At 38.1% G+C, this 24,473-nt stretch carries 24 protein-coding genes and 3 pseudogenes; 8 read left to right on the forward strand and 19 right to left on the reverse strand.

The annotated features are described in order from the left end of the window. The coding region (locus tag STRDD10_RS11115; protein ID WP_197458302.1) for an NAD(P)-binding domain-containing protein at positions 1–265 on the reverse strand (265 nt) is incomplete at its 3' end. 194 nt (positions 266–459) lie between these two features. On the opposite strand from STRDD10_RS11115, the gene STRDD10_RS05170 reads away from it, so the two are divergent. Together STRDD10_RS05170 and STRDD10_RS05175 are read left to right on the forward strand one after the other, a co-directional pair. Next, the gene (locus STRDD10_RS05170) at positions 460–1,341 is read left to right on the forward strand and encodes a Cof-type HAD-IIB family hydrolase (protein WP_082782054.1); all 882 of its coding nucleotides are present in this window, start codon (positions 460–462) and stop codon (positions 1,339–1,341) included. A gap of 41 nt (positions 1,342–1,382) precedes the next feature. Next, a complete protein-coding gene (locus tag STRDD10_RS05175; protein WP_067193684.1) occupies positions 1,383–2,318 on the forward strand; it encodes a LacI family DNA-binding transcriptional regulator in 936 nt (311 codons plus the stop codon). 349 nt (positions 2,319–2,667) lie between these two features. On the opposite strand, the gene mnmG is transcribed toward STRDD10_RS05175, so the two are convergent. The 7 genes and pseudogenes from mnmG to STRDD10_RS05210 form a co-directional block, all read right to left on the reverse strand. Beyond that, a complete protein-coding gene (mnmG, locus tag STRDD10_RS05180; RefSeq protein WP_067193686.1) occupies positions 2,668–4,584 on the reverse strand; it encodes a tRNA uridine-5-carboxymethylaminomethyl(34) synthesis enzyme MnmG in 1,917 nt (638 codons plus the stop codon). Continuing rightward, positions 4,574–5,005, reverse strand: coding sequence for an NUDIX hydrolase (locus STRDD10_RS05185; RefSeq protein ID WP_061416205.1), 432 nt, complete (start codon positions 5,003–5,005; stop codon positions 4,574–4,576). Before STRDD10_RS05185 ends, mnmG begins: the two co-directional genes overlap by 11 nt. Positions 5,006–5,013: 8 nt before the next feature. Continuing rightward, positions 5,014–5,469: an NUDIX hydrolase gene (locus STRDD10_RS05190; protein ID WP_067193687.1), complete on the reverse strand. Its 456-nt coding sequence runs from the start codon at positions 5,467–5,469 to the stop codon at positions 5,014–5,016. 140 nt (positions 5,470–5,609) lie between these two features. Beyond that, positions 5,610–6,731, reverse strand: coding sequence for a tRNA 2-thiouridine(34) synthase MnmA (mnmA, locus tag STRDD10_RS05195; RefSeq protein ID WP_061416209.1), 1,122 nt, complete (start codon positions 6,729–6,731; stop codon positions 5,610–5,612). Positions 6,732–7,161: 430 nt separating this feature from the next. Continuing rightward, entirely contained in the window at positions 7,162–7,368 is a 207-nt protein-coding gene (locus STRDD10_RS11540) for a hypothetical protein (protein WP_067193769.1), read from the reverse strand. Position 7,369: 1 nt separating this feature from the next. Beyond that, positions 7,370–7,750: an SP_0115 family bacteriocin-like peptide gene (locus STRDD10_RS05205; protein WP_067193689.1), complete on the reverse strand. Its 381-nt coding sequence runs from the start codon at positions 7,748–7,750 to the stop codon at positions 7,370–7,372. Positions 7,751–7,900: 150 nt separating this feature from the next. After that, positions 7,901–8,632: pseudogene (locus STRDD10_RS05210) on the reverse strand (hypothetical protein). A 156-nt stretch (positions 8,633–8,788) separates the two neighbouring features. On the opposite strand from STRDD10_RS05210, the pseudogene STRDD10_RS10490 reads away from it, so the two are divergent. After that, positions 8,789–9,644 (forward strand): annotated as a pseudogene (locus STRDD10_RS10490) (helix-turn-helix domain-containing protein). Between the two features lie 167 nt (positions 9,645–9,811). On the opposite strand, the gene STRDD10_RS05225 reads toward STRDD10_RS10490, so the two are convergent. Together STRDD10_RS05225 and STRDD10_RS05230 are read right to left on the reverse strand one after the other, a co-directional pair. Next, complete coding sequence (locus STRDD10_RS05225; RefSeq protein ID WP_067193694.1) at positions 9,812–10,381, reverse strand: hypothetical protein; 570 nt, start codon at positions 10,379–10,381, stop codon at positions 9,812–9,814. Between the two features lie 294 nt (positions 10,382–10,675). Beyond that, positions 10,676–11,179: an aggregation-promoting factor gene (locus STRDD10_RS05230; protein ID WP_156468603.1), complete on the reverse strand. Its 504-nt coding sequence runs from the start codon at positions 11,177–11,179 to the stop codon at positions 10,676–10,678. Between the two features lie 299 nt (positions 11,180–11,478). Here STRDD10_RS05230 and sdaAB point away from each other — a divergent pair, with 299 nt between their 5' ends. Genes sdaAB through STRDD10_RS05245 form a run of 3 tightly spaced genes read left to right on the forward strand, consistent with a single transcriptional unit; the run spans position 11,479 to position 13,668 of the window. Next, entirely contained in the window at positions 11,479–12,150 is a 672-nt protein-coding gene (gene sdaAB, locus STRDD10_RS05235; RefSeq protein WP_067193697.1) for an L-serine ammonia-lyase, iron-sulfur-dependent subunit beta, read from the forward strand. An 8-nt stretch (positions 12,151–12,158) separates the two neighbouring features. Continuing rightward, positions 12,159–13,031: an L-serine ammonia-lyase, iron-sulfur-dependent, subunit alpha gene (gene sdaAA, locus STRDD10_RS05240; protein ID WP_067193699.1), complete on the forward strand. Its 873-nt coding sequence runs from the start codon at positions 12,159–12,161 to the stop codon at positions 13,029–13,031. Position 13,032: 1 nt separating this feature from the next. Beyond that, a complete protein-coding gene (locus tag STRDD10_RS05245) occupies positions 13,033–13,668 on the forward strand; it encodes an HAD hydrolase-like protein (protein WP_067193701.1) in 636 nt (211 codons plus the stop codon). A gap of 466 nt (positions 13,669–14,134) precedes the next feature. On the opposite strand, the pseudogene STRDD10_RS11745 reads toward STRDD10_RS05245, so the two are convergent. From STRDD10_RS11745 to yfmF, 8 genes and pseudogenes are all read right to left on the reverse strand, one after another. Continuing rightward, positions 14,135–14,703, reverse strand: a pseudogene (locus STRDD10_RS11745) (LysM peptidoglycan-binding domain-containing protein). Positions 14,704–14,904: 201 nt separating this feature from the next. Further along, positions 14,905–15,699 carry an energy-coupling factor transporter transmembrane component T family protein gene (locus STRDD10_RS05255; RefSeq protein ID WP_067193703.1) on the reverse strand — a complete coding sequence of 265 codons (795 nt, stop codon included), beginning with the start codon at positions 15,697–15,699 and terminating at the stop codon, positions 14,905–14,907. Continuing rightward, entirely contained in the window at positions 15,692–16,531 is an 840-nt protein-coding gene (locus tag STRDD10_RS05260; protein ID WP_067193704.1) for an energy-coupling factor transporter ATPase, read from the reverse strand. Before STRDD10_RS05260 ends, STRDD10_RS05255 begins: the two co-directional genes overlap by 8 nt. Continuing rightward, positions 16,507–17,340 (reverse strand): energy-coupling factor ABC transporter ATP-binding protein, encoded by an 834-nt coding sequence (locus STRDD10_RS05265; protein ID WP_067193706.1) that lies wholly within the window; start codon positions 17,338–17,340, stop codon positions 16,507–16,509. The genes STRDD10_RS05260 and STRDD10_RS05265 overlap by 25 nt, the downstream gene beginning before the upstream one ends. A 4-nt stretch (positions 17,341–17,344) precedes the next feature. Then, entirely contained in the window at positions 17,345–17,884 is a 540-nt protein-coding gene (gene pgsA / locus STRDD10_RS05270) for a CDP-diacylglycerol--glycerol-3-phosphate 3-phosphatidyltransferase (RefSeq protein ID WP_067193708.1), read from the reverse strand. A 2-nt stretch (positions 17,885–17,886) separates the two neighbouring features. Next, positions 17,887–18,708: a helix-turn-helix domain-containing protein gene (locus tag STRDD10_RS05275; RefSeq protein ID WP_067193709.1), complete on the reverse strand. Its 822-nt coding sequence runs from the start codon at positions 18,706–18,708 to the stop codon at positions 17,887–17,889. Between the two features lie 6 nt (positions 18,709–18,714). Then, on the reverse strand, positions 18,715–20,010 hold the full coding sequence (gene yfmH / locus STRDD10_RS05280; RefSeq protein ID WP_067193711.1) for an EF-P 5-aminopentanol modification-associated protein YfmH: 1,296 nt from the start codon (positions 20,008–20,010) through the stop codon (positions 18,715–18,717). After that, complete coding sequence (gene yfmF / locus STRDD10_RS05285) at positions 20,010–21,257, reverse strand: EF-P 5-aminopentanol modification-associated protein YfmF (protein ID WP_067193713.1); 1,248 nt, start codon at positions 21,255–21,257, stop codon at positions 20,010–20,012. The genes yfmH and yfmF overlap by 1 nt, the downstream gene beginning before the upstream one ends. Positions 21,258–21,411: 154 nt before the next feature. Between yfmF and yaaA the strand changes: the two genes are divergently transcribed. Both yaaA and recF read left to right on the forward strand, forming a co-directional pair. Next, positions 21,412–21,795, forward strand: coding sequence for a S4 domain-containing protein YaaA (yaaA, locus tag STRDD10_RS05290; RefSeq protein ID WP_067193715.1), 384 nt, complete (start codon positions 21,412–21,414; stop codon positions 21,793–21,795). Positions 21,796–21,797: 2 nt separating this feature from the next. Further along, positions 21,798–22,895, forward strand: a complete 1,098-nt coding sequence (gene recF / locus STRDD10_RS05295) for a DNA replication/repair protein RecF (protein WP_067193716.1) — start codon at positions 21,798–21,800, stop codon at positions 22,893–22,895. Positions 22,896–22,937: 42 nt separating this feature from the next. Here recF and guaB read toward each other — a convergent pair whose 3' ends face one another. After that, the gene (guaB, locus tag STRDD10_RS05300; protein ID WP_067193718.1) at positions 22,938–24,416 is read right to left on the reverse strand and encodes an IMP dehydrogenase; all 1,479 of its coding nucleotides are present in this window, start codon (positions 24,414–24,416) and stop codon (positions 22,938–22,940) included. Between the last annotated feature and the right edge of the window lie 57 nt (positions 24,417–24,473).

Consider the following 24,473-nt stretch of genomic DNA (forward strand, 5'->3'; position numbering starts at 1 on the left):
AGCCTGCTGGTGTCACCAAGCCATCCATGGTATTAAAGTCAACTGGATTTGAAATGTCCACCAAGATCTTGCCAGCAAGGGCTTCTTTGTTGCTTTCGAGGATTCCAGCAACTGCCCCGTAAGGAACAGCAAGTACAACTACTTCGCCTAGTTCCTTGCCTGCTCCTTCGCGACCAACCAAGTCCACTGTATGACCACCAGCTGTAAAGACACTTGCGATTGCTTGCCCCATGTTCCCTTGTCCAAAAATCGTAATGTTTGCCATTGTTCTTACCTCTGTTTCCTTTTTTATTGTAATGTTTTTATTTACATTAACTATTATACTCACTTTTAGTGTAATGTCAATAGTTACATCTTATTTTTTTGAAATTTTTTTGAGTTTCCTCTTGACATGGAACGCGTTCCAGCTTGTACAATACAGATAAGCTAGCGAAAATCAAAGAAAAAGAAGGAAAAACAATGATCAAACGAATTTTTTCAGATATGGATGGCACCCTCCTAACTAGTCAAGGACAGGTGAGCTCAGAAACAGCCAAGGCTGTTCGACGATCCAACATCCCCTTTACCCTTGTCTCTGCACGAGCTCCCATGGAAATGAAGGAAACCATGGACCAGCTTGGCTTGATAGGCCCTCAGGTAGCCTTTAACGGTGGACTCATCTTTTCGTACGAAAAGGGCAAGATCCGCCCTCTGCACACGGCTATCATCCCTAAACAAACAGCGCACCATCTCTTATCTCTGATCCGGCAAGAATTCCCAAAGCTGAGCCTGTCTTACTACGACTTAAACCACTGGTATTGTGATAAAATAGATGCAGGCATTCGCTACGAGCACGAGCTGACCAAACAGACTCCTCATTTCATCCAGAATCAAAAAACTTTTCTAGCAGCGTGCGAAAATATCTTTAAACTCATGCTCATCACCTTTGACGAGGAAGAAATGCTGGCAGTGGAAAAGAGGCTTCGTACTCTCTCGTTGGAGGAGATTACGATCCAGCGCTCTGGGCGCTATTACCTTGAAATTACGAGCAAAAAGGCAAAAAAATCAAAGGGAATCGCCTATATTTTCAAAAAAGAAAGACTCAAAAAGGAAGAGACTATCGCATTTGGAGATGGGCATAACGATCTACCCATGTTTGACATGGTGGGCTATCCTATCGTCATGGAAAATGCCCTGAACGAAGTGAAAGAAAAAGCCTACAAAATCACCAAGTCCAATGATGAAGATGGTGTCCGCTATGCTCTTAAACATTACGTGAAGCCACTCCAGCAGATCACCAAGAGCAGGAAGGAACGTTTTCTAAAAAAAGGAGCAAGTCTGCTCTTGCCCTTTATCAGTTAACCAACGTATCCAGACTAAAAACCGAAAAACAGGGAGAATTTATGGTCAATATTCGTGAAATTGCTAAAAAAAGTGGTTATTCTGTTTCCAGTGTCTCTCGGGTCTTGAACCACCACCCTCATGTCTCAGAGGAGGCCCGGCAAAAGATCCAAGCAGTGATTGACGAGCTTAACTACGCACCAAACATGCTGGCAAGGGAACTCAGTCATGGACTGACCAAGCGGGTGGGGGTCATCATTCCCCATGCACGCCACCCCTATTTTACCCAGCTCATCAATGGACTCTTGGATGCTGCCCAAGAAAGTGATCACAGCCTCCTCTTTCTCCCTTCTAACTATGACCCCAATATCGAGCTTTCCTACCTAGAACAACTACGAGGGCATGCGTTTGATCACATCATTTTTACTTCGAGAAGTCTCGATCTGGAAACCATCGCTAGTTACGCTCGGTACGGCAATATTGTCTGTTGTGAAAAAATCGCACACCCTGACCTGAGCAGTGTCTATGTGGAGCGAGTAGAAGCCTGCATTGCTGCCTTTAAATCTTTACAGGCTCAAGGTGCCAAAAGATTGGTTCTGCTTTTTTCTAGAAAAAATGAAAAATCTTCCACCTATCGCTTAGTCATGGAAGCCTATCAAGCTGTTTATGGTACTACTAACCGTCCCCTCATCTATGATGATATTTACACCGCAGAAGACTCCTATGCACTCTCAAAAGACCTCATCCGGCAGGATTTTGACGCGATCTTTGCAAATAGCGATGACATTGCAACGGGGATTGTGACCTACTATGAAGAAGCGGGCCTCCCCCTTCCCCTTATCATCGGCCAGGAAAATCAACTAACGGGTAAACTCTTGGGTATCTCAAGTATGGACAACAAATCCTACCAACTGGGACGAAAAGCCCTTGCTCAAGCCCTTTCCAACGAACCTAGACACCTAGCTCTGCAAGCTAGGTTTATCGAGGGTAAAACCTGAGCTAAAAAACCAACAAATGAGAATTCTGCTTATCAGAAAACGACATTTGTTGGCTTTTTTATTTGTTTATACTCTTTCTAAAATCTCTTCAAACCACGTCAGTTTCGCCTTCCGTAGGTATGGTTACTGACTTCGTCAGTTCTATCCACAACCTCAAAACAGTGTTTTGAGCTGACTTCGTCAGTTCTATCCACAACCTCAAAACAGTGTTTTGAGCAACCTGCGGCTAGCTTCCTAGTTTGCTGATGATTTTCATTGAGTATTATACCTTTAAAGGCTTTCATCATCAAGATGTTCTAAAAAACAAGATTTTTTTATCCCAGCCACTTCACTTGCAGCGACTATTCGTCTAGTTATTCTTTTTTTCTTGATTCTTGGCGATACTGCGGTTTTTACCTTCGAGGTAGACCATCAGAATCGAAATATCAGCTGGGTTTACTCCTGAAATACGGCTGGCTTGGCCGATAGTTTCTGGATTGATCAGTTTGAACTTCTGACGAGCTTCTGTCGCGATAGAATCAATATCATCCCAATCAATATTGGCTGGAATGCGTTTTTCTTCCATGCGTTTCATCTTGGCAACCTGATCCATGGCTTTGGAAATGTAGCCTTCGTACTTGATTTCTGTTTCAATCAATTCGATAATCTTGTCATCCAAGTCCTCGGCAGCTGGCCCTATGAAAGCTACCACATCTTTGTAAGAAACTTCTGGACGGCGAAGGAATTCTTTGGCTGTCACCGCATCTGTCAACGGCTTGAAGCCCATTTCCTCAACCTTAGCGTTGGTTTCCTTGACTGGCTTGAGTTTGATGCTGTCTAAACGCTTCATCTCATTGTCAAATTGATTTTTCTTGATTTCAAAGCGAGCCCAGCGTTCATCATCCACAAGTCCAATCTCGCGTCCCATCTCAGTCAAACGCATATCAGCATTGTCATGGCGAAGGATGAGACGGTATTCTGCACGGCTGGTCAAGAGACGATAGGGTTCAATAGTTCCCTTGGTCACCAAGTCATCAATCATGACCCCAATATAACCGTCACTGCGCTTCAAAATCAATTCAGGCTTGCCTTGGATTTTTAGAGCCGCATTGATACCAGCGATAATCCCTTGGCCAGCAGCTTCTTCGTAACCTGACGTTCCATTTGTCTGACCAGCAGTAAAAAGACCTGAAATTTTCTTGGTTTCCAGAGTAGCACGCAACTGGTGCGGCAAGACCATATCATACTCAATAGCATAACCTGTTCGCATCATCTCAGCATTTTCCAACCCTTTGATGGAATGAACCAAGTCACGTTGGACATCCTCAGGCAGACTTGTTGAAAGCCCTTGAACATAAACTTCCTCTGTATTGCGCCCTTCTGGCTCAAGGAAAAGTTGGTGACGCTCCTTGTCCGCAAAGCGCACAATCTTGTCCTCAATCGACGGACAGTAACGAGGTCCCACACCCTTAACTACACCTGTAAACATAGGCGCACGGTGGAGGTTGTTTTGGATAATCTCATGACTAGTACCATTAGTGTAGGTCAACCAGCATGGTACTTGATCCTTAACATAGTCCTCATCACGTGAAGTATAGGAGAAGTGATTTGGCGCTTCATCTCCTGGCTGAATCTCTGTCACATCGTAATTGATAGAAGAAGCCTTGACACGTGGGGGGGTTCCCGTCTTAAAACGACCGATTTCAAGTCCTAGTTCCTTGAGATTATCAGCTAGGTTAATCGAAGCCAGACTGTGGTTTGGTCCTGACGAGTACTTGAGGTCTCCTATGATGATTTCCCCACGGAGTGCAGTCCCTGTCGTCACGATAACAGCCTTGGCAGCATATTCTTGATGAGTTGCTGTACGAACACCGACAACCTTGCCATCTTCCACCAAAATCTCATCAATCATGGTTTGACGAAGGGTGAGATTTTCTTGATTTTCAACTGTCTTGCGCATTTCTTTAGAGTAAAGCTCCTTGTCAGCTTGCGCACGAAGGGCACGGACAGCTGGCCCCTTCCCTGTGTTAAGCATCTTCATCTGGATGTAAGTCTTGTCAATGGTTTTGGCCATCTCGCCACCGAGGGCATCCACTTCACGCACGACAATCCCCTTGGCAGAACCACCGATAGAAGGGTTACAAGGCATGAAAGCCAGCATTTCAATGTTGATGGTCGCAAGCAATACCTTGCAGCCCATACGGCTAGCAGCTAGAGATGCCTCCACCCCAGCGTGCCCCGCACCGATTACAATAATATCGTATTCTTCCGTAAAATTATAAGTCATTTCTTAACCTTTCAAAAATTTCTCGCAAATAAGGAACTAACTTCTCCTCCTCTAGAGCTTGATCCAGAGTAACCCATTTAAAGTGTGTATGCTCTTCAGGATCTAATCTGATAATTGGCTTCTCCCCAACCCACTCTGCTTTATAAACTAAGCGAGTAAAAACCGTATCCTTAGAGGTATCCAGTTGACTATCTTCGTGAAGAAGTTTGAGCGAACTGCTATCTAGCCTAACTCCCGCTTCTTCAATGCATTCTCTAAGAGCACCATCTCGCGGAAGTTCACCCTTTTCAACCCCGCCACCAGGAATATCCCAGTAAGTTGGATAAACGTTGGGTTCTCCTCTTTTAATTTCCGAACGCTGAATGAGTAAATAATCACCACCACTATGAACAAGTACATGGGCAATAAGCTTAACTATCATTTTCTCTCCTATTCCTCAAGATGAATGTGTCTTAGTTGGCCGTCCCAATCTGGTAGAGCTGTTTTTAAAAAGGCTGGAACTAGCTGGATATTTTGGAGTTCATCCAAGTCAATCCACTCACAAGGCTGCATTTTTTCGTCTTCCTGCATGGTCAATGGAGCTTCTGCAAGCAAATTCACCCGGTAATGAAACTCGATGTTGTGATAGGAAACACCGTCTTGTTCAAAACGATTTTCAACTACAAAAGCTAGGTGTCCAGCTTGAGCTCGGACACCTAATTCTTCCCTCACTTCACGAACTACTGCGTCTTCCGTTCTTTCATTGACGTGAATCGCACCGCCAATAGTATAATACTTGCCCTTATCTTTTGTGACTAGGAGCTTGCCATTTTGAAGAATCAAGGCTGTCGCCCGAACACCAAAAACCGTATTTCCTACTTTTGTCCGAAAGTCTTGTTGAGTCATTTTTATCCTTTCCCTTAAACGACACAAAAACAGTCAAAACTCGTAAGGAGTGCAGGACAAAAAAGCCTGCAACATCCATGAGCTTTGACCATCATTTCTATTGCTTTTATTATTGTAGCAAATTGAGAAAATTTGTCAATCTAAATGTACTGACAAACTTGTCCATCGCGGTAGGCATTGTCAATCAAACCGCCACCTAGACACTCTTCGCCATCATAAAAGACAACTGCCTGTCCCGGTGTGATCGCGCGTTGCGGTTCCGCAAAGATGATCTCTGCCTTGTCTCCTTTTACATGGACGGTCACCTTAGAATCAGGCTGACGATAGCGGAATTTAGCCGTACATTCGAGCGTAAACTCCTCTGGCATCTCACGAGTAAAGTGAACTTGACTGGCCTCTAGGCTTGTTGACATGAGCGAATCATGGTAAAAGCCTTGACCGACATAGAGGATATTCTTGCTCAGATCTTTTCCAACAACGAACCAAGGAGCATTGTCACCGCCGTGTTGGCCACCGATACCGAGACCGCCACGCTGACCAATCGTATAATACATCAGACCTGCATGCTCACCCATATCGCGACCATCCACAGTCATCATGCGACCAGGCTGGGCTGGTAAGTAGTTGCTGAGGAAGTTTTTAAAGTTCTTTTCTCCGATAAAGCAAATCCCTGTCGAATCTTTCTTCTTGGCAGTCGCAAGGCCTGCTTCTTCTGCGAGTCTGCGAACTTCAGGCTTTTCCAAATGTCCCAATGGGAACATGGTTTTCTGGAGCTGTTCTTGCGAAAGTTGGCTGAGGAAATAGGTCTGATCCTTGCCATTATCCACGCCACGAAGCATGTGAACGATGCCATCCTCATCACGCGCCACTCGGGCATAGTGCCCAGTCGCTACATAGTCTGCTCCCAAGGTCATAGCATAGTCCAAAAAGGCCTTGAACTTGATTTCCTTGTTACACATCACATCTGGATTTGGCGTGCGTCCTGCTCGGTATTCCGCTAGGAAATACTCAAAGACGCGGTCCCAGTACTCTTTTTCAAAATTAACAGAGTAGTAAGGAATGCCGATCTGGTCTGCCACCGCAGCCACATCCTTGTAATCTTCGGTCGCCGTACAGACGCCGTTTTCATCTGTGTCATCCCAGTTCTTCATGAAGATACCGATCACATCGTAGCCTTGCTCTTTGAGCAAGAGAGCCGTCACCGACGAATCAACACCACCACTCATCCCCACGACAACACGTGTTTTAGAGTTATCACTCATGGTAAGTCTCCCATCTATTCGTTTATTTATACCCCTCAACATTCTATTTACTATGACTTTCAATAGAATTTCTTTGAGTATAGGCATTTCGTTTGCTTTTGGTAGTAAAATGGTCTGGGAGACCATTTTAGCCTATCATCTTAAAATAAAAATATGATAGGCAACGAGTCGCAGGCATAACTTGAGTTCGCTCAATCAGTCTGGGAGACTGATTGAGGTTATAAATCAGACAAGCTCAGCTTGCATCTCATTTCGAGTTAACGACGTAATAAAAGATAAACGAAATGACTAGTTCACGATTGAAGGTCGTGTGTGCTTCACGATTGAAGGTCGCTTGAGCAGTATTCATTATAACATGCTTGGTTAGAGAAGACAAGAAAGAGGCTGATAATCTACCAACCTCTGTTTTTAGACACAGTTCAAATCCAAACTATTCTTTATAGAAAAAATTCCTATAAATTCGAGAAATAGTTAAAATACATACAAATATGACTCCCAAAATAGATAATACTATTTTCACAAAACTCATTTCCGAACCTATGACATATATATGAAAAAGAGGGGCTAGTCCTACACATATATACAATAGATAATTTATAAAGTTTATTTCACCTAATCCTGCAAAAAGATGTTTCATTTTAAGCAAAAATATAACCATCTAGGCTACCGTCAGCCCAATCAGCCCCATATGCGATTGCTCCACCTAGTGAAAATCCAGTAACAGTTAGCGCAACGTTTAGTGCAGTATTGGCTAAATGGCCAGCTGCGCTACCTACATGTTTAATTATTAAACTACGTAATGTTCTCGTAATAGCCCCTCTATTAGCTGAGATAGCTTTTTTTATTGCATAAGCAGAATAAATTGTCGCACCACCACTATAGATGGCCAGACCTACATCCAGAACTGTTGCAAGACTACCTCTACTATTCCACCAGTTACGACCAACACCACCCCCATCAATATACATCATTTCTTCTTGCTCAAGAGCAACATAATTATTTGGTAATACGAGTTCCATTTATTTTCTCCTTTTTTATTAAGCATGGTTAGGATAGTTTCCTAACAAGTGATCGTCAACTTTGTTTATAGCACTTAGTTACCTGGATAAGATAGCTTCCCTTTATCATGTCTGAGTTTAAGCCATTCTAAGATTTAACCCGTATTTCTATTACTTGCTATTTTTAAATAATTCGTATTCCTTTTCTTTGATAAATGGAACTGAAAAATTAGAAAAAAGAAGTAAAACCGAAAACAGATATCCTGCTTTTTGAATCAGTAAAAGATATCCTAAAAATAAGTAAGCTATAACATCCAATGCGAAAAGAAAAAATATTCTCCTCCTCATTAATTTACTCGTGTCAAATAATCTGATGAATAAAAATTTTATCGTAGTATCTACACAAATTTTTATCAAAAAGATAAGAGTCAGTACATAATTATCAACTGTACCATGAAGAATAAATGGAAATATAGTTAATATAAAACTAGAAATCTCTAAATATTTTATCCAAGGAGATTGAGACACCTTGCTTTTAAACTGACTAATTTTTTTATATTCGTTAGTCAATTTAGTATCAAAATCTTTACCGATTAAATGAAAGATTGCTAACTCTAGGATAAAAAGCACTTATTAATACAATATAAGTCGAAAAGCTTTCTGGGAAAAACTTATTGATTAAAATGGGGAAAGTGATTAACAGAATCGAATTTATAACTAGACAGATAGATACTATTTTATTTTTCACAGAATATAGAGGTAGTGATACTATTGAATAGAGAAATGCTAAAAAAGAAGCAAGAAATACTCAGTACTGCTAATTAACGGCGCTCTTAATGATAAAAATAGATAGGCACCACACACGATGATGTGCGCTTTACTAATCTTATCTACACTACTCATCCTTTTCCTCTTATCTTTGGTTCCATTTTTAAACTATGTCAACCTTTTTCACAACTTTATTTCGACTTTCTTTTTTACTTTTTACATTGCTATGATACAATATTTTTAACAAAATTTTATTGTTTGTTAACTTTTTTCACCAAAAAGGAGAAGGATATGCGATACGATTTTGGGAAAGTTTATAAGGATATCCGTGAGTCAAAAGGTCTCACTCAAGACGATGTTTGTGGTGATGTCTTATCTCGAACGAGTCTATCTAAGATAGAGGGTGGTAAAGCAACTCCTAAATATGAAAACATGGAGTTTCTCCTGCGCCAGATCAATATGAGTTTTGAAGAGTTTGACTACATTTGCCATCTTCATCACCCTAGTGAACACTCCACTATCATGCAGACTTTCTTAAAAATGAACTCCATTAACGGTACAAGATACTTAAAAGAACTACTGCAACAGTGTCAACATTATCTTAAAACACACCATGATTTCCCTATCCAACAGTTACAAGATAGGTTAGAAGTTGTTATCTATATCCGTGAAAAAGGCATCGAAAACCTGTCAAGTGATATTGACAATGTTGTCAATAGATTATGGACTAACATAGAGAAATAAGATACTTGGTACGAAAACGACCTCAAAATCCTCAACACCATCTTCTTCACTTTTCCTGGAGCATATCCATCTGATTATTGAAAAAATCCTCCAACGACTAGAAGTCTATAAAAACTACAATCATATCTTTCAGCTTCGCCTTACGTTGCTAATGAATCTTTCTACCATGTATCTTTACAATGGTGACAAGCTGATGTGTAAACTGCTTTGCTATACTCTATTAGAAGACGCTAAAACAAATAAACTTTACGATATGTTAGCTTTTTCTTACACTCGTATTGGCATCTGCACTCAGGATAAGCAACTCATACAAAAAGGAATTTCTTTAGCAGAACTAGTCGAAGATGAAAACTTATTGACAGAGCTAAAGCAAGAAATTGACACATTTGTAAACAAAAAATGAAGGTAATCAGACTTCCTTAATGTTTTTTATTTTGGGGATTCGAACTAGAAAAATGGTCGATAAATATGTCCATTATCTTCATGACTAACCAGTAAAAGAGTAAAATGAGAGAAAAGTAAAACAAGTAGGTTATGCAACCTAGGACTAAACTCAACATAAGCAACCTCCTAATTCTTATCTGTCAACAACCCTAAAAAATGATTTTCTTTCAGTTTGATAAAATTCCTTGATGAACTGTTGAAGCCCTGCAACTGATTTTCACTGATATGGAAGTAGTAGCTTTTGCCCTCTGTTCTCACCGTCACCAAATAGCCAACTATAAAACGCTTCTCCCATTTCTGGATATCAAACTGCTGAATAGCTGACTTAGGAATCCGAATCAATTTTTCTTCCAAGTTTCGCCTCTTGTCATTGGCAAATGTAATCTGATTACCAATAACTCTCATGAAAAGAGCATCTGGTGTCACAATCACTAAAACTACCCTTGTCATAAATATTTGAAAGATTGGCTGCACGATGAATAAATTCAAAAACGGATGAATGTAGCTATCAGCGATAAAATAATTATCGTGATAATCTATCCCCAGCTGGTTACAGAAATCATGAACATCCTGATCTAACCTCTGCTCAAATGGACTAGCGCCATCATATTTCTTGAAATAGTACACAAAGACTAAAAAAACTAGAATAAAGAGTATACTGATAACTAATAATAGATATTTAAGCGAGTAAGTCATAATAGCCCTCCTCGTCAATATGGCGAACACTTCTTCGCCACAATTATAACATAACAATATAAGTAAATCAAATAAAATATCAATTCAAAATTGACACATTTGTAAAAGAAAAGGGAGTGAGACAGAACTCAAAATTTTAAATTTTGAGTTCTGTCTCACTCCCGCAAGGATGATTAGGAGCTCTTGCGAGCTTGAAAAGCGAAGGAAGAGTCCAATCAGCTACTGCGTCATTAGTTTATTACTGAACTCATTTAGATGTTAAAGACTATTGCCCCAGACTCTTTCTACACTATCTTAATACCACCCATTTGCCAACCAGAAATTCTTGGCTGCTGTCCATGAACCGTAACGGCTAGTCACATAATTATCCGCAACCTTTTCTTGGTTTTCAGGTGACAAGTCGCCATTTAGGTATGTGATAGTCAGCTGGTAACGACCGTAGTATTGACCATTTTGGGCAGTGTAGCTACCGCTTGACTCCTTCTGGGCAATCCATTCTTTTGCTTCTGCGTCCTCTGCACTGAGTCCACTAGTTGACGATACTGTGGTCGATTCAGTTGTTTTCGTAACCTCAACTGCTGGTGTTGTGCTAACAGCCGTGTCCAACTCCAAAACTTGTCCAACACTAATCACGTTGACATTGCTGATATTATTTTTCTGAGCAATGGCATCAACTGTTGTATTGTTGTTCTTAGCAATAGTTGACAGAGTATCACCTGACTTGACAGTATAGCTATCAGCGTTGACAAGGGTTGTCAATCCAAAAGTAGCTATAGCTAGCATCCCTGTTAGACTCATTTTAATCAACTTTTTATTATTTTTTTGCATTACTTTACAAACTCCTTTTTATTAACATTAATTCTATTTACTTCATAAACAAAATCAAAGTTAATATTTTTTCTATGCTTTTATAGTACTATTCTACTATTACTATTCATTGATGAATAGATTAAAAATATTACAAATAGATTGGCATAAGACTAAAAAAAGACTTATATATATTTGTTTTAAGTTTACTATAAGATTTACAGAGGATTTTTATGATTTTACTCCTTTTCTTATGGTATAATGAATTTAAGATAATCAAGGAGAAAATCATGAAAACCTTAAAATTTCAATCTGTTTTTGATATTATTGGACCGGTTATGATTGGACCGTCTTCGAGCCATACTGCTGGAGCTGTTCGAATTGGGAAAATTGTATCATCCATTTTTGATGATACACCTACAGAAGTTGAATTTCAACTGTATAACTCTTTTGCCAAAACCTATCGTGGTCATGGAACAGATTTAGCTTTAGTAGCTGGAATTCTAGGTATGGATACTGATGATCCGAATATCCCTAAAAGCTTAGATATCGCTCATGAAAAAGGCATTAAAATCTACTGGACTTTACACAAAGATAGTAATGCTCCTCATCCAAATACTACAAAAATTACAGTCAAAAATAATCATAAATCCATCAGTGTAACAGGGGTTTCTATAGGTGGTGGAAATATCCAAGTGACTGAACTCAACGGTTTTTCTGTTTCTTTAAGTATGAACACCCCTACGCTTATTATCGTTCACCAAGATGTTCCAGGTATGATTGCCCACGTCACAGAGGCACTTTCGCGCTACGACATCAATATTGCTCAAATGAACGTTACCCGTGAAAAGGCCGGAGAAAAAGCTATCATGATTATAGAAGTCGATTCTCGAAATTGTGAAGAAGCTGTAGAAGAAATTAAAACGATTCCTCATCTACATAATGTCAATTTCTTTAAATAGGAGATTCTATGTTTTATACAATTAAAGAATTGGTTGAGCAAGCAACCCTCGATTTTAATGGTTCCGTCGCTGAATTAATGATTCATACCGAGACAGAATTAACTGGGCGAAACCGTGAAGAAATTTTCCAACTAATGCGTCGGAATTTAGAAGTCATGAAAGCTTCTGTTGAACTAGGGATGAGTGAAGATTTATCCCGATCCGGTTTGACAGGTGGTGACGCTGCAAAACTCAATTATTATATCCAACATGGAAAACCTTTATCCGACATAACGGTATTATCGGCTGCTAGGAATGCAATCGCTGTTAATGAACATAATGCTAAAATGGGTCTAGTCTGTGCCACTCCTACGGCAGGGTCTGCTGGATGTCTACCAGCAGTTTTAACAACTGCCATTCAGAAACTTCATTTATCGGAAGAAGAACAACTGCATTTCTTATTTACAGCCGGTGCCTTTGGTCTAGTTGTTGCAAATAATGCTTCTATATCTGGAGCAGAGGGAGGCTGTCAGGCAGAAGTTGGTTCTGCCTCTGCCATGAGTGCTGCAGCCTTAACTCTAGCAGCAGGAGGAACAGCGTTTCAAGCTAGTCAAGCTCTCTGTTTTGTCATTAAAAATATGTTAGGGCTTATCTGTGACCCTGTTGCTGGTCTAGTGGAAGTTCCATGTGTCAAAAGAAATGCTATGGGTGCTAGTTATGCTTTTATAGCAGCTGATATGGCACTTGCTGGTATTGAGTCAAAAATACCAGCTGACGAGGTTGTTGATGCCATGTATCAAGTTGGCTCAAGCCTACCGACTGCTTTCCGCGAGACAGCTGAAGGCGGGCTCGCTACTACACCAACAGGACGTCGTTACCAAAAAGAAATATTCGGAGAATAACATGAAATTTATCTTTTTTGACCTTGATGGTACTTTAATTGATAGCTCAGAAGGCATTTACAATAGTTTTGTTCACACCTTTGAAACTTTAAATTTACCAGTCCCTGATACGAAAACCATACAAAGTTTTATGGGGCCTCCTCTAGAAGTCACATTTAAAGAACAAATTGGACAAGATAAAGTTGATATTGCTATCCAGTATTATAGAGATTACTATAAAAAAATAGGTCAATTTCAAGCTAAACTTTTCCCAGGTATTAGAGATCTATTGAAAAATTTAAAAGAAAACAAAAATTTAAAACTCTACATCACAACTTCTAAAAATGAACCCATTACTTTACAGATGTGTAAAGATTTAGGAATTACAACTTATTTTGATGGTATTTATGGCTCCATTCCAGAGGCATTTCACAAAGCTGATGTACTCCATCGTGCTTTACTAGAGAATCAAGCTGATGAAAAGCAATCCATCATTATTGGAGATACTAAATTTGACTTAATTGGTGGCAAAGAAGTAGGAATTTCCACTTTAGCTATCACTTGGGGATTTGGTAGAAAAAAAGATTTACTAGCCGAAAATCCTGACTATATAGCTGATCGTCCCACAGATATTTTAACTCTTTTAAACACAATTTAAAAAGATAGAAGATACAAAACTATCACCTTCTTAGGATTGTTCAATTGTTCCGTTCTATATTCTAATGGTTAATAATATACCACAACACCCAAACAACTCCAAGCAGTGCTTCGGACGATCCACCACTGCTTATTGCAATGATTACAATGATTTATCAAAGTCTGGACACTTTTCCTTCATTTCTTGGATAAAAACTAATCTAACCGATAATAATTAAAACACAATACATAAGGATATATGCTGACATCCCGTTATGAAGAAACTTTTCTTTTCCAATTAGGAAACTACTTTAAAACCTATACAAGAATCAAGAGTTGGATAACTTCCATAAATTCCTTGATACTTCTAGAAGACTGCACTATTCTATTTCATAAAAAATGCTCTACACTTTAAAATAGTGTAGAGCATTTTTAAAACTGAATAGAATGGTACAGAAGTGCCATTCTAGACTAGCTTATATCAAATTTTAATAACCCCATGCTGACATCCCTTGTGATGAATACGCATTATAAGCTGCTTGTATTTGATCATCGACAGTTGCCGTTGAACCCCAACCTGGCATTGTTTGGAATAATCCACTAGCTCCTGAACCATTTGTTGCATTTACTTGTCCATTTGATTCACGCGCAATAATATGCTCCCAAGTAGACGCAGGTACTCCTGTCATTTCAGCCATACGAGCTGCTGCATAAGCTCCCTGTTCACCTGCTGTATTTCCATTTGCCAAAACAACAGCAGATGAGGCGTAGGAACTGGATACTTGGGTAACAGAAGATTGTTCGACTACTGCAACCTGCGTAGGGGCTTGCTCAGACTGTGCTTGATAAGTCGTTGGAGCGACTGATTCTTCTGTTACTTCAATTTCTTGATTCGTTACTAGAAAATTAGGATCCGTTAATTTATTTAATTCAACCAATTTTTCAACGGTAGTATTTTTTCTTCAGCAATTTTAGAAAGAGTATCCCCCTCTTGTACTGTATAGGTTTCTGCGTTAATCACAGAAGTTGCAAAAAGTATGCTGACCAAACTAGTCATGCCTAAAAATATTTTCTTCATTATTAGTTATTTCCTTAATAGATAATTTGAAATTATCCTATTTACATTATTCTACTCTCATACTATATCATCTCTTTATTACCAATATCTTGAAGCTTTGTTACAAATATTACGTCAATATTGTATTTTCATGCAAAAAGGTCTATACTTGCCTAAAGTATAAACCTTTCTTTATTACATTTAATTTTTTAACCAATAAAGTAAAAATGCTAACAAAACCATCACAATCATTGCCAGCCAATCTCTCCAGTACCACTGAAGTTGTCGATAGCGCGTACGATTTTCTCCCCCTTGATAACCACGAGCTTCCATTGCAATAGCAAGATTATCTGCCCTTTTAAAGCTAGAAGCAAATAAAGGAATTAAAATAGGAATAATCGCTCGAATCTTTTTCACTATATTTCCTTCATTAAATTCAATCCCACGAGCTCGCTGTGCATTCATAATACGCACTGTATCATCCATTAGAGTCGGCACAAATCGTAAACTCATTGAAAGCATCAGACCAATCTCGTGAACAGGAACTTTTAATACTTTTAAGGGAGAAAGAAGTGATTCTACCGCGTCTGCAAGACTAAGGGGCATAGTTGTTAAAGTCAATAATGTAGAAAATAGTACAATCAATATAAAGCGACTGAAAACGATTCCTGCTTGAGATAAACCATAATCTGTTACTCTTACTATTCCCCATTCAAAAATGGAATTCCCCACAGTTGTAAAAAATAATTGAAATAAGGAAGTAAAAGCAACTAAAAAAATGACTGACTTTAAACTAGAGATAAAAAATTTAAGTGATATACGCGATAATTTAACCAACCCAACAATAAAGAGAAGTAAAAGTCCATTTGTGGTGAGATTATTAGCCCAAAAGATAATGAAGACAAACAATACCATTGACAAAAGTTTACTCCTAGGGTCCAAGCGGTGAAGTATGGAATTGCCAGGAACATATCTCCCTAAAATCAGACTATCCATGTAAAAGATCCCCCAATTCCTTAATGGTAATTGGGAGTCTCCCCAATTGTAAACCTCTATCTACTAAATCCTTGGCAAAACGAGTAGCTTTAGGAACACCAAGTTGCATCCTCTCCATAAATGCAACATCTTGAAATAAGTCAGAGGGTTTACCTGATTTGACAATTTTTCCTTTTTCAAGAATATAGACATAATCGGCATAATTGGCAACATCATCCATAAGGTGAGTTACTAAAACCACTGTCATTCCCGAATGATGCAAAAATTGAAACAAGTCCATCAATTCCTTTCTCCCAGATGGATCTAAACCTGCCGTAGGCTCATCCAAAACCAATATTTCTGGATTCATGGCTAAGATTCCAGCGATAGCAACCCGTCTCATCTGACCTCCTGATAATTCAAAAGGGCTACGATTAAACAAATCTTCTCCAATACCTACCAGCTGTAACTTTTCTTTAGCAATTGCTTCTGCCTCCTCTTTGGAAACCCCAAAATTTTGAGGTCCGAAAGCGACATCCCGCAATACTGTCTCATCAAAAACTTGACTTTCAGCAAATTGAAAAACTAAACCAACTTTTTTTCGAATATGCTTAATATCTTGATTTTTCGATGTAGATGTGATTATATCCTCACCAATTACAACACGACCAGAATTTGGGGTGTGTAACCCATTTAACAACTGCAAAATAGTCGACTTACCACTACCCGTGTGTCCTATGATGGCTGTAAATGACCTGTCAACTATTTCCATACTAATATCAAAAAGTGCAGGTCCTTCAAAAGGAGTTCCTGCTTGATAAGTAAAGTTTACTTTGTCAAGTTTAATTCCCATATAAAATCCTGCAACTCCTTTTCTGTCAAGTATGTTTCACTAATATTTACACCTTTGTCAACTAAATCACGGATTAATTGACTAGTGAAAGGATAATCAAGTCCTAAATCAACTAAATCTGTTCTAGCAAACAATTTACGAGGGGTACTAGTTGATTCTACTTGTCCATTCTTTAAAATAAGCACACGATCACTCAAAGCAACCTCTTCCAAATCATGGGTGATAGAAATGACAGTCATTCCAAAATCATTTTTTATCTTTCTAACGATATCAATAACATCTCGGCGACCTTCTGGATCAAGCATACTCGTCGCCTCATCTAAAATCAAAATGTCCGGTCTTAAAGCAATGACACCTGCAATCGCAACACGCTGTTTTTGTCCCCCTGATAAACGTGCTGGTTCCCTTTTAGCATAATCAAGCATACCAACTACTTCTAAAGCATGGTGGACTCTTTCTACCATTTCCTGATGAGGAACTCCATTATTTTCAAGTGAAAAAGCCACATCATCCTCTACTGTTGCCCCTACAAATTGATTATCAGGATTTTGAAATACAATCCCAATTTGACGACGTTTCTCCCATATATTTTTCGGATTCAGTTTCTCACCTTTAATAACAATATTTCCTGAATCAGCCTCTAACAACCCATCTATCAAACGAACGGTCGTTGATTTCCCAGATCCATTATGGCCAATAAGTGACAACCATTCTCCTTGTTTCACGTGAAACGTCAGATTCTTTAAGATATAGTTTTCCGTACTCTTATCATAACGGTAGGACAAATTGTCCACTTCAATAATCTTCATTTTCTTATTTAAAAGTATCTTTAAAAAGATATCCAGCTCCTTTGAAATAATCATAACCTGAGTAAATCGTAAAAAATAATGCAATATACAAAGTTATCTGACCTAAAAAAGACCAATTTAATAGGAGAAAGAGGATTGCAAACATCTGACTGAATGTTTTTATTTTTCCAGGCATGGCTGCTGCTAATACAGTTCCCCCTGTCTCTACCAATAAGAGTCTAAGTCCTGTTACAGCTAATTCACGACAAATAATCAATGATATCACCCAGGCTGGAGCCAAATTCAATTCAATTAGCATGATAAAAGCAGACATGACTAATAATTTATCGGCCATAGGGTCAGCAAATTTACCAAAATTTGTTACAACATTCCATTTTCGAGCTAAATAACCATCAAGATAGTCTGTCAAGCTTGCTACAGCAAACAGGATAGCTGCTATTACACGAAGAAAATGATTATCCCCAAAACTCAATAAGAGGATAAAAATAGGGATCATACATACACGTATTAAGGTTAAAGCATTCGGTATATTTTCTTTTTTCATTATTATCCTTTCACCGTCAAACGAATGGTACCTGCTAGATTTGTAAGACTAGCAAGGTCCAGATTTTGTTCATTAATTTTAACTGTCAATCCTGTTGTATTACCAAGGATAATATCCGTTGTCGTAGCAGGAGAAAGTTCCGTAGAAATACGAGGGTTATCATCAGAAAGTGTTACTCCATCCGCATAAACGGTATCAGATATACTAATCCAACTCGTAGTATCGTCAACTGATAAACTGAGGGTGACAGGTTTATCCCCATTTGATGCCGTTACTATTATAAAATCAGAAGCACTTTCCGTTTCTATTTCCAAGGGGGTAGCCACTTCTAATTCTGAAGAGGAAACATTCTCTATAAAAGATACAGCATCACTAACAATACTCACAGAGGTATCGGTAGTCAGGGTTTGGTTCTGCTGATAGTTTCGTAATAGAAAATAACTAATAAAGATTACTACAGACAGAGATAGCAAAGTGAGATAAAAAAGTGGTAAGAAACTACTTTTATTGCGTCTAACACGCCTCATTCGTCGAGATTCAAAAGGTAAAACTTCTATTTCATCATAAGTAAGCAAACTGGCCTGTTCATAAGCATTTAAAATAATTTCTTCATCCAAATCTAAGATTTTAGCGTACTTTTTTAGAAAGGACCGTACATAAAAGGAGCTAGGGAGGTGATCAAAATCATCCTTTTCAATCATTTTCAGGTAGTCTAATTGAATATCTGCTTTTTGTTCAATATCCTCTAAAGAGAGTCCTTGATTTCTTCTCTCTAGAAAAAAAACTTCTCCAATTGTTTTTTTCTCATCATTCCTCCTTCTCAAGTTCTTTTATTTAGGAAAGATTAAATAATCTGCTTCATCACAATTATTCAGAAAACGACGACCGACTTGTAACACATCTGCAAGACTAATTTCCTGTAAAATTCTTGGAATGTCAAACAAATTCTCTCCCTCTAAGTGAGTTTCATACTGTGTTGCCATGTATTCAAGAGAATTAAAACCATGAAGTGTTTCACCGTACATTTCACTTTTTATAATATCCAGATGTTCTTCTGAAACATCCGTATCAGATTCAAACTGCTTAACTGCTGAGCGAATATGATGTGAGATTGAGACAGGTTCCACCGTATCCATTGTCAAGATGACAAAGTGAAAAGCATCTTCCACTTCAACTTCTAAGGTTAGAGATGAATCCAACCTCCCAGCTTCATAAAAAGATTGATAACGTTTGGAAGTCCAACCAAACATCATAGCAAATAATAGTTTTAAGATAATCTTATATCGAAAACGATCTCCCTCACGAATCTCATCTCGTCCTCTAAAACCAACAGCTAATTTAGGACTGGCAACCTCTAATCGTTCTGTTCCTGTTGATATAACGGGATGCATTTGCAAGCTATTTCGTTGGTAGGAATTGTTTATTTTATCATTATCAAATTGTGATTGAGTTTCTTTTATGCTTTCAAAAACTTGTAATAAATCAAAATTTCCAATAACAAAAAGACTAAGGTTTGAAGGATGATAAAAAGTATCAAAGTTATCCTCCAAATCCTCTACACTGATATCCGCAATTGAATCTTTACTACCAGCAATATCATAAGCTAAGGGAGTTTTAGGATAAAGGTTGCTTAATATTGAAAAGAAAAGACGGTAATCGGAATCATCCTGATACATTTCTATTTCTTGTTGAATGATTCCTTGTTCTCTCTCAACAGATTCCTCTGTAAAGTAAGCATCACAGACCAATTCCTGAAGTAAAGTTAGATTTTCAATTATGTTCTCAGTTCCTGAAAAAAGATAACTTGTTTTTGTAAAGCTTGTAAAGGCATTACTTTCAGAACCCAACTTGACAAACTCTTGCAATAAATCCTCACCATCTTCATTTTCAAATAATTTATGTTCTAAAAAATGAGCAATGCCAGGTGGATAAGAAAATTCCGATTGACAACCTAATGGTGTAAAGTTAGTGTCAATTGATCCAAAATTAGCAGTTATGATTCCATAAGTTTCTTGAAATTCTGATTTTGGTTGTAAAAACACTCGTAATCCGTTGGGAAGTACCGTTTTATATAAAATTTCCCCAACTGATGGATACGCGAGTTCTTCTAATTGAACTTTTGACATTATTTCCCTTCCATAAAGTAAATTGCTTGTAAATGTAATTCTTTAGCGACTCGGATAATGTCCTCCTTTGTAACCGAATCAAGTGCTGCTAACCACTCATTAAGTGAAAGGAACTTCTTTCCAAGTACAGATGAGAGATATGCTCTCTCTAGTAAAGTTGACTGACGATCTTGAGCTAACAACGCGGCATTTTTTACCATTTTTTTTGTTTGTTCTAACTCTTGCTCTAAAAAATTTCCACGTTTTAATCCTTGAATTTGTTTACTGATTAGTGCCAACACTTTCATTCTATTTTGACCATCAATACCAGCATAAATTCTTAGCATACCTGTAAAAATATCAAAGTTACTTGAAATAGTATAAGCCAAACTTTCTTTCTCTCGAATAGTGACAAAAAGTTTTGAATGTGCAAATCCCCCTAAAAGTCCATTTAAAACAATAAGCGGAAGGTGGTTTTCATCTCCATATACTGATTGAAAATCATATCCTAATTCTAAAATAGATTGGTTTGAGTCTCTTCTCTCTAATTGCTCCCTAGTTACATTTGAGAAACTCTGTTGGTAATGAAGTTGTAGCTCCCTTGTTCGACTTTGAAAACCAAACTTACTAAACTTTTCTTTCATGCCTAATTCATTAAATTCTCCCACAAAAAAAATATCAATTTGATCTTGTTGGAGCATCTGCTGAAAAATAGCATAACTACTTTCAGCTGTCTCTTTTTTAACCAAGTTTACACTACCAAAACGTGAAATTTTTAACTCTTCTTTTTGAAAAAACAGTCGATTTAACTCTTGATGAGCATGATAAAAATGATTTTCTATCTCAGCCTCTAAGTCTGCAATAACATTTTTCTTTTCAATATCATAAGTTACCTGTTCAAATGCCCCTGCTTCTGCCAAGGGTGCAAGTAAACTCACACGTAAAAAATCAACCATTTCATTCGTTATGACATTTTTTTTACTCAAGAACGTATCTCTCACAAAAGAAAGATCAATATCGACATAATGTACCAACCCTCTTCGTGAAACACTTGTTGTGTAACTCGCACCATATAGACTGGCTAATTTCTCACGAAAAGTTTGAGCACTTGGATAGAGCTGATTCGCTGTTGAAAGCATAGAAGCAGCCAATACACGACCTGCAACTGTTTCTGATGATAGCGGGGCCGAAAATCGAACTTTTATTCTATTTGTTTTAAATTTATTTGATTTAATAAAGTGGAGATTGACTCCCTTTACAAGTTCCATATGTGTCCTCATAGTTTTCATATAAAGAATATTATACCATGAATAACCTAGAATTGCTCTTTATGAGCAACTAGAAAAAGAATTAATTTGATTTTAACTACACTACCATTTAAAGGAAAAAATATGGTATAATTACATGAATTGAGGTATAGACATGGAATACAAACTATTTGAAGAATTTATCACATTACAGGCACTTCTTAAAGATTTAGGTATGATACAAAGTGGTGGTGCAATCAAGTCATTTCTTTCTGAACATCAAGTTTACTTTAATGGTCAATTAGAAACCCGCCGTGGTAAAAAACTCCGCCGTGGAGATCAAGTTGTCATCCCAGATTTAGAAATTGACATTCTATTGACAGAACCTAGTCAAGCTGAAGTGATTACATTTAGTGAAGAAAAGGCTGAAAAAGAACGTATCACAAAACTTGTAAAAAATATGAATAAAGAGTTAATTCAAAAAAACTCTGTAAAGAAATACTCACATAAAAATCCTAAAAAAACAGGAAAAAAAGCACCTCGCTTTCCAGGTATGTAAAGATGTGGCTTGACAGTCTAAATATAAAACATTTTCGTAATTATAAAAATACAACAGTTAACTTTAATCCTGAATTAAATATTTTTTTAGGTAGAAATGCTCAAGGAAAAACCAATATTCTAGAAGCCATTTATTTCTTAGCTCTTACAAGAAGTCACAGAACAAGAACAGATAAGAATTTAGTTCATTTTGAACATGATTCCCTTTCTGTATCTGGTCTCTTATGCCGTAAATCTGGAAAGATTCCTCTTGAAATTAATCTCGCAACAAAAGGACGCGTGACAAAAGTAAATCATCTTAAACAGGCTAAACTATCAGATTATGTTGGTCAAATGAATGTTGTCCTCTTTGCTCCAGAAGACTTACAACTTATAAAAGGAGCACCAGTTATTCGTAGAAAATTTATCGATATGGAGTTAGGACAGATTAAACCCCTCTACTTATCTGACTTAAGTAATTACAATCATGTTTTGAAGCAACGTAATACTTATCTTAAAAACTCGGATAAAGTTGATGAGACTTTTTTATCTGTCTTGGATGAACAATTGATTGATTATGGTTGTCGAGTCATCCTGCACCGTTTAGACTTCATACAAAAATTAGAAAAAGTTGGGAAAAAGAAACATTATGAGATTTCTGATCAACTAGAAGAACTATCAATCACTTATCAATCTTCTGTCAACGTTGGAGACAAAGACCATTTAGCTGATTGCTTTAAACTTGCTCTGGAAAAAAATCGTTCTCGTGATTTATTCAAACGTAATACCAGCGTTGGCCCCCATCGTGATGATATCTCTTTTTTTATTAATGGCATAGACGCCAGTTTTGGAAGTCAAGGACAACATCGAAGTGTTGTATTGTCTATTAAGTTAGCAGAAATTGAACTGATGGAATCTATTACAAATGAAACTCCTATTTTACTACTGGATGATGTCATGAGTGAACTTGACAACACCAGACAACTAAAATTGTTAGAAACGATCTCTCAGTCAATCCAAACCTTTATTACTACAACTAGCTTAGATCATCTTCAAAACCTCCCAGAGAATCTTAGTGTCTTTTCAATCCAGAACGGTCAAATCACTGTAAACAAAAATTGACACTATTGTAAATAAAAATCCTGCTTTGACAGGATTTTTTATTTACAATGAATAATTTGGTGCTTCATTAGTGATCTGTACGTCATGAGGATGGCTCTCTTTTAGACCCGCACCTGACATCTCAATAAATTGAGCATTATCATGCAATTCTTTCAGATTAGCCGCACCAACATAACCCATACCTGAGCGAATTCCACCAATCATTTGGAAGACAATATCAGCTGCCGCACCTTTATAAGCAACACGACCTTCAATTCCTTCTGGAACAAGTTTGTTTGCTTCATTGACAGAACCTTGGAAGTAACGATCGCTTGAACCTTTCTTCATGGCTGCAATTGATCCCATACCACGGTAAGTCTTGAATTTACGGCCTTGGAAAATTTCAGTTTCACCTGGTGCTTCGTCTGTTCCAGCAAACATTGATCCAAGCATAACAGCATTTCCACCCGCTGCAAGAGCTTTGACAATATCACCAGAATACTTGATTCCACCATCAGCAATGATGGTTTTCCCATATTCACGCGCCACTGCCGCAGCATCATAAATGGCTGTTACTTGAGGTACACCAACACCTGCAATCACACGTGTAGTACAGATAGAACCAGGACCGATACCAACTTTAACAACATCAACACCTGCTTCATAGAGGGCACGTGCGCCTTCTGCAGTTGCAATGTTACCAGCAATCAAGGTACGATCTGGGAAATGAGCACGAATCTCAGCAATCTTACGGAGAACTCCTGCTGAATGTCCATGGGCAGTATCGATAACGATGGCATCTGCTCCTGCTTCAAAGAGAGCTTCTGCACGTTCAAAAGTATCGGAAGTGACGCCAACCGCACCTGCAACTAGTAAACGACCAAATTCATCTTTAGCTGCATTTGGAAACTCAATCACTTTTTCAATATCCTTAATGGTAATCAAACCAGAAAGACGGCCTTCTTCGTCAACCAAAGGAAGTTTTTCAATCCGGTGTTCTTGAAGAATCCTTTCTGCTGTTTTAAGTTCTGTTCCAACAGGAGCCGTCACTAGATTCTCACTAGTCATATGATTTGAAATAGGTTGATTGTAGTCAGAAATGAAGCGTAAATCTCGGTTTGTCAAAATACCAACCAACTTACGATTCTCCAATGTTTCAACTACTGGCACACCACTGATACGGTAACGCCCCATTAGTTCATCTGCTTCAGCAATCGTATGTTCTGGTGTCAAAAAGAAAGGATCAATAATGACACCATTTTCAGAACGTTTTACCTTGCGAACTTCGTCTGCCTGCTGGGCGATCGACATATTTTTATGGATTACTCCAAGACCACCCGCACGAGCAATGGCAATAGCCATCTGACTTTCAGTGACCGTATCCATAGCTGCAGTTATGATTGGGATATTTAATTTTAGGTTCGGAGCCAATTGTGTACTCAAATCCGCATCATTTGGCAAAACATGACTTTCAGCTGGAATGAGCAAAACATCATCAAATGTAAAGCCTTTTTTCAAAAATTTAGTGTCCCAATTAGACATTTCCCGATTCCTCTTTTCTTTCTTTAGTCAGCGTAACGCTTTGATATTGTTTCTATC

Source organism: Streptococcus sp. DD10 (assembly GCF_001578805.1).
Taxonomy (GTDB): domain Bacteria; phylum Bacillota; class Bacilli; order Lactobacillales; family Streptococcaceae; genus Streptococcus.

What these genes read in the sequence shown, in the direction of transcription:
- STRDD10_RS05170 (WP_082782054.1), top strand. Translation starts at nt 460, where the DNA reads ATGATCAAACGAATTTTTTCAGATATGGATGGCACCCTCCTAACTAGT.
- STRDD10_RS05175 (WP_067193684.1), top strand. Translation starts at nt 1,383, where the DNA reads ATGGTCAATATTCGTGAAATTGCTAAAAAAAGTGGTTATTCTGTTTCC.
- mnmG (WP_067193686.1), bottom strand. Translation starts at nt 4,584, where the DNA reads ATGACTTATAATTTTACGGAAGAATACGATATTATTGTAATCGGTGCG.
- STRDD10_RS05185 (WP_061416205.1), bottom strand. Translation starts at nt 5,005, where the DNA reads ATGATAGTTAAGCTTATTGCCCATGTACTTGTTCATAGTGGTGGTGAT.
- STRDD10_RS05190 (WP_067193687.1), bottom strand. Translation starts at nt 5,469, where the DNA reads ATGACTCAACAAGACTTTCGGACAAAAGTAGGAAATACGGTTTTTGGT.
- mnmA (WP_061416209.1), bottom strand. Translation starts at nt 6,731, where the DNA reads ATGAGTGATAACTCTAAAACACGTGTTGTCGTGGGGATGAGTGGTGGT.
- STRDD10_RS11540 (WP_067193769.1), bottom strand. Translation starts at nt 7,368, where the DNA reads ATGAAACATCTTTTTGCAGGATTAGGTGAAATAAACTTTATAAATTAT.
- STRDD10_RS05205 (WP_067193689.1), bottom strand. Translation starts at nt 7,750, where the DNA reads ATGGAACTCGTATTACCAAATAATTATGTTGCTCTTGAGCAAGAAGAA.
- STRDD10_RS05225 (WP_067193694.1), bottom strand. Translation starts at nt 10,381, where the DNA reads ATGACTTACTCGCTTAAATATCTATTATTAGTTATCAGTATACTCTTT.
- STRDD10_RS05230 (WP_156468603.1), bottom strand. Translation starts at nt 11,179, where the DNA reads ATGAGTCTAACAGGGATGCTAGCTATAGCTACTTTTGGATTGACAACC.
- sdaAB (WP_067193697.1), top strand. Translation starts at nt 11,479, where the DNA reads ATGAAAACCTTAAAATTTCAATCTGTTTTTGATATTATTGGACCGGTT.
- sdaAA (WP_067193699.1), top strand. Translation starts at nt 12,159, where the DNA reads ATGTTTTATACAATTAAAGAATTGGTTGAGCAAGCAACCCTCGATTTT.
- STRDD10_RS05245 (WP_067193701.1), top strand. Translation starts at nt 13,033, where the DNA reads ATGAAATTTATCTTTTTTGACCTTGATGGTACTTTAATTGATAGCTCA.
- STRDD10_RS05255 (WP_067193703.1), bottom strand. Translation starts at nt 15,699, where the DNA reads ATGGATAGTCTGATTTTAGGGAGATATGTTCCTGGCAATTCCATACTT.
- STRDD10_RS05260 (WP_067193704.1), bottom strand. Translation starts at nt 16,531, where the DNA reads ATGGGAATTAAACTTGACAAAGTAAACTTTACTTATCAAGCAGGAACT.
- STRDD10_RS05265 (WP_067193706.1), bottom strand. Translation starts at nt 17,340, where the DNA reads ATGAAGATTATTGAAGTGGACAATTTGTCCTACCGTTATGATAAGAGT.
- pgsA (WP_067193708.1), bottom strand. Translation starts at nt 17,884, where the DNA reads ATGAAAAAAGAAAATATACCGAATGCTTTAACCTTAATACGTGTATGT.
- yfmH (WP_067193711.1), bottom strand. Translation starts at nt 20,010, where the DNA reads ATGTCAAAAGTTCAATTAGAAGAACTCGCGTATCCATCAGTTGGGGAA.
- yfmF (WP_067193713.1), bottom strand. Translation starts at nt 21,257, where the DNA reads ATGGAACTTGTAAAGGGAGTCAATCTCCACTTTATTAAATCAAATAAA.
- yaaA (WP_067193715.1), top strand. Translation starts at nt 21,412, where the DNA reads ATGGAATACAAACTATTTGAAGAATTTATCACATTACAGGCACTTCTT.
- recF (WP_067193716.1), top strand. Translation starts at nt 21,798, where the DNA reads ATGTGGCTTGACAGTCTAAATATAAAACATTTTCGTAATTATAAAAAT.
- guaB (WP_067193718.1), bottom strand. Translation starts at nt 24,416, where the DNA reads ATGTCTAATTGGGACACTAAATTTTTGAAAAAAGGCTTTACATTTGAT.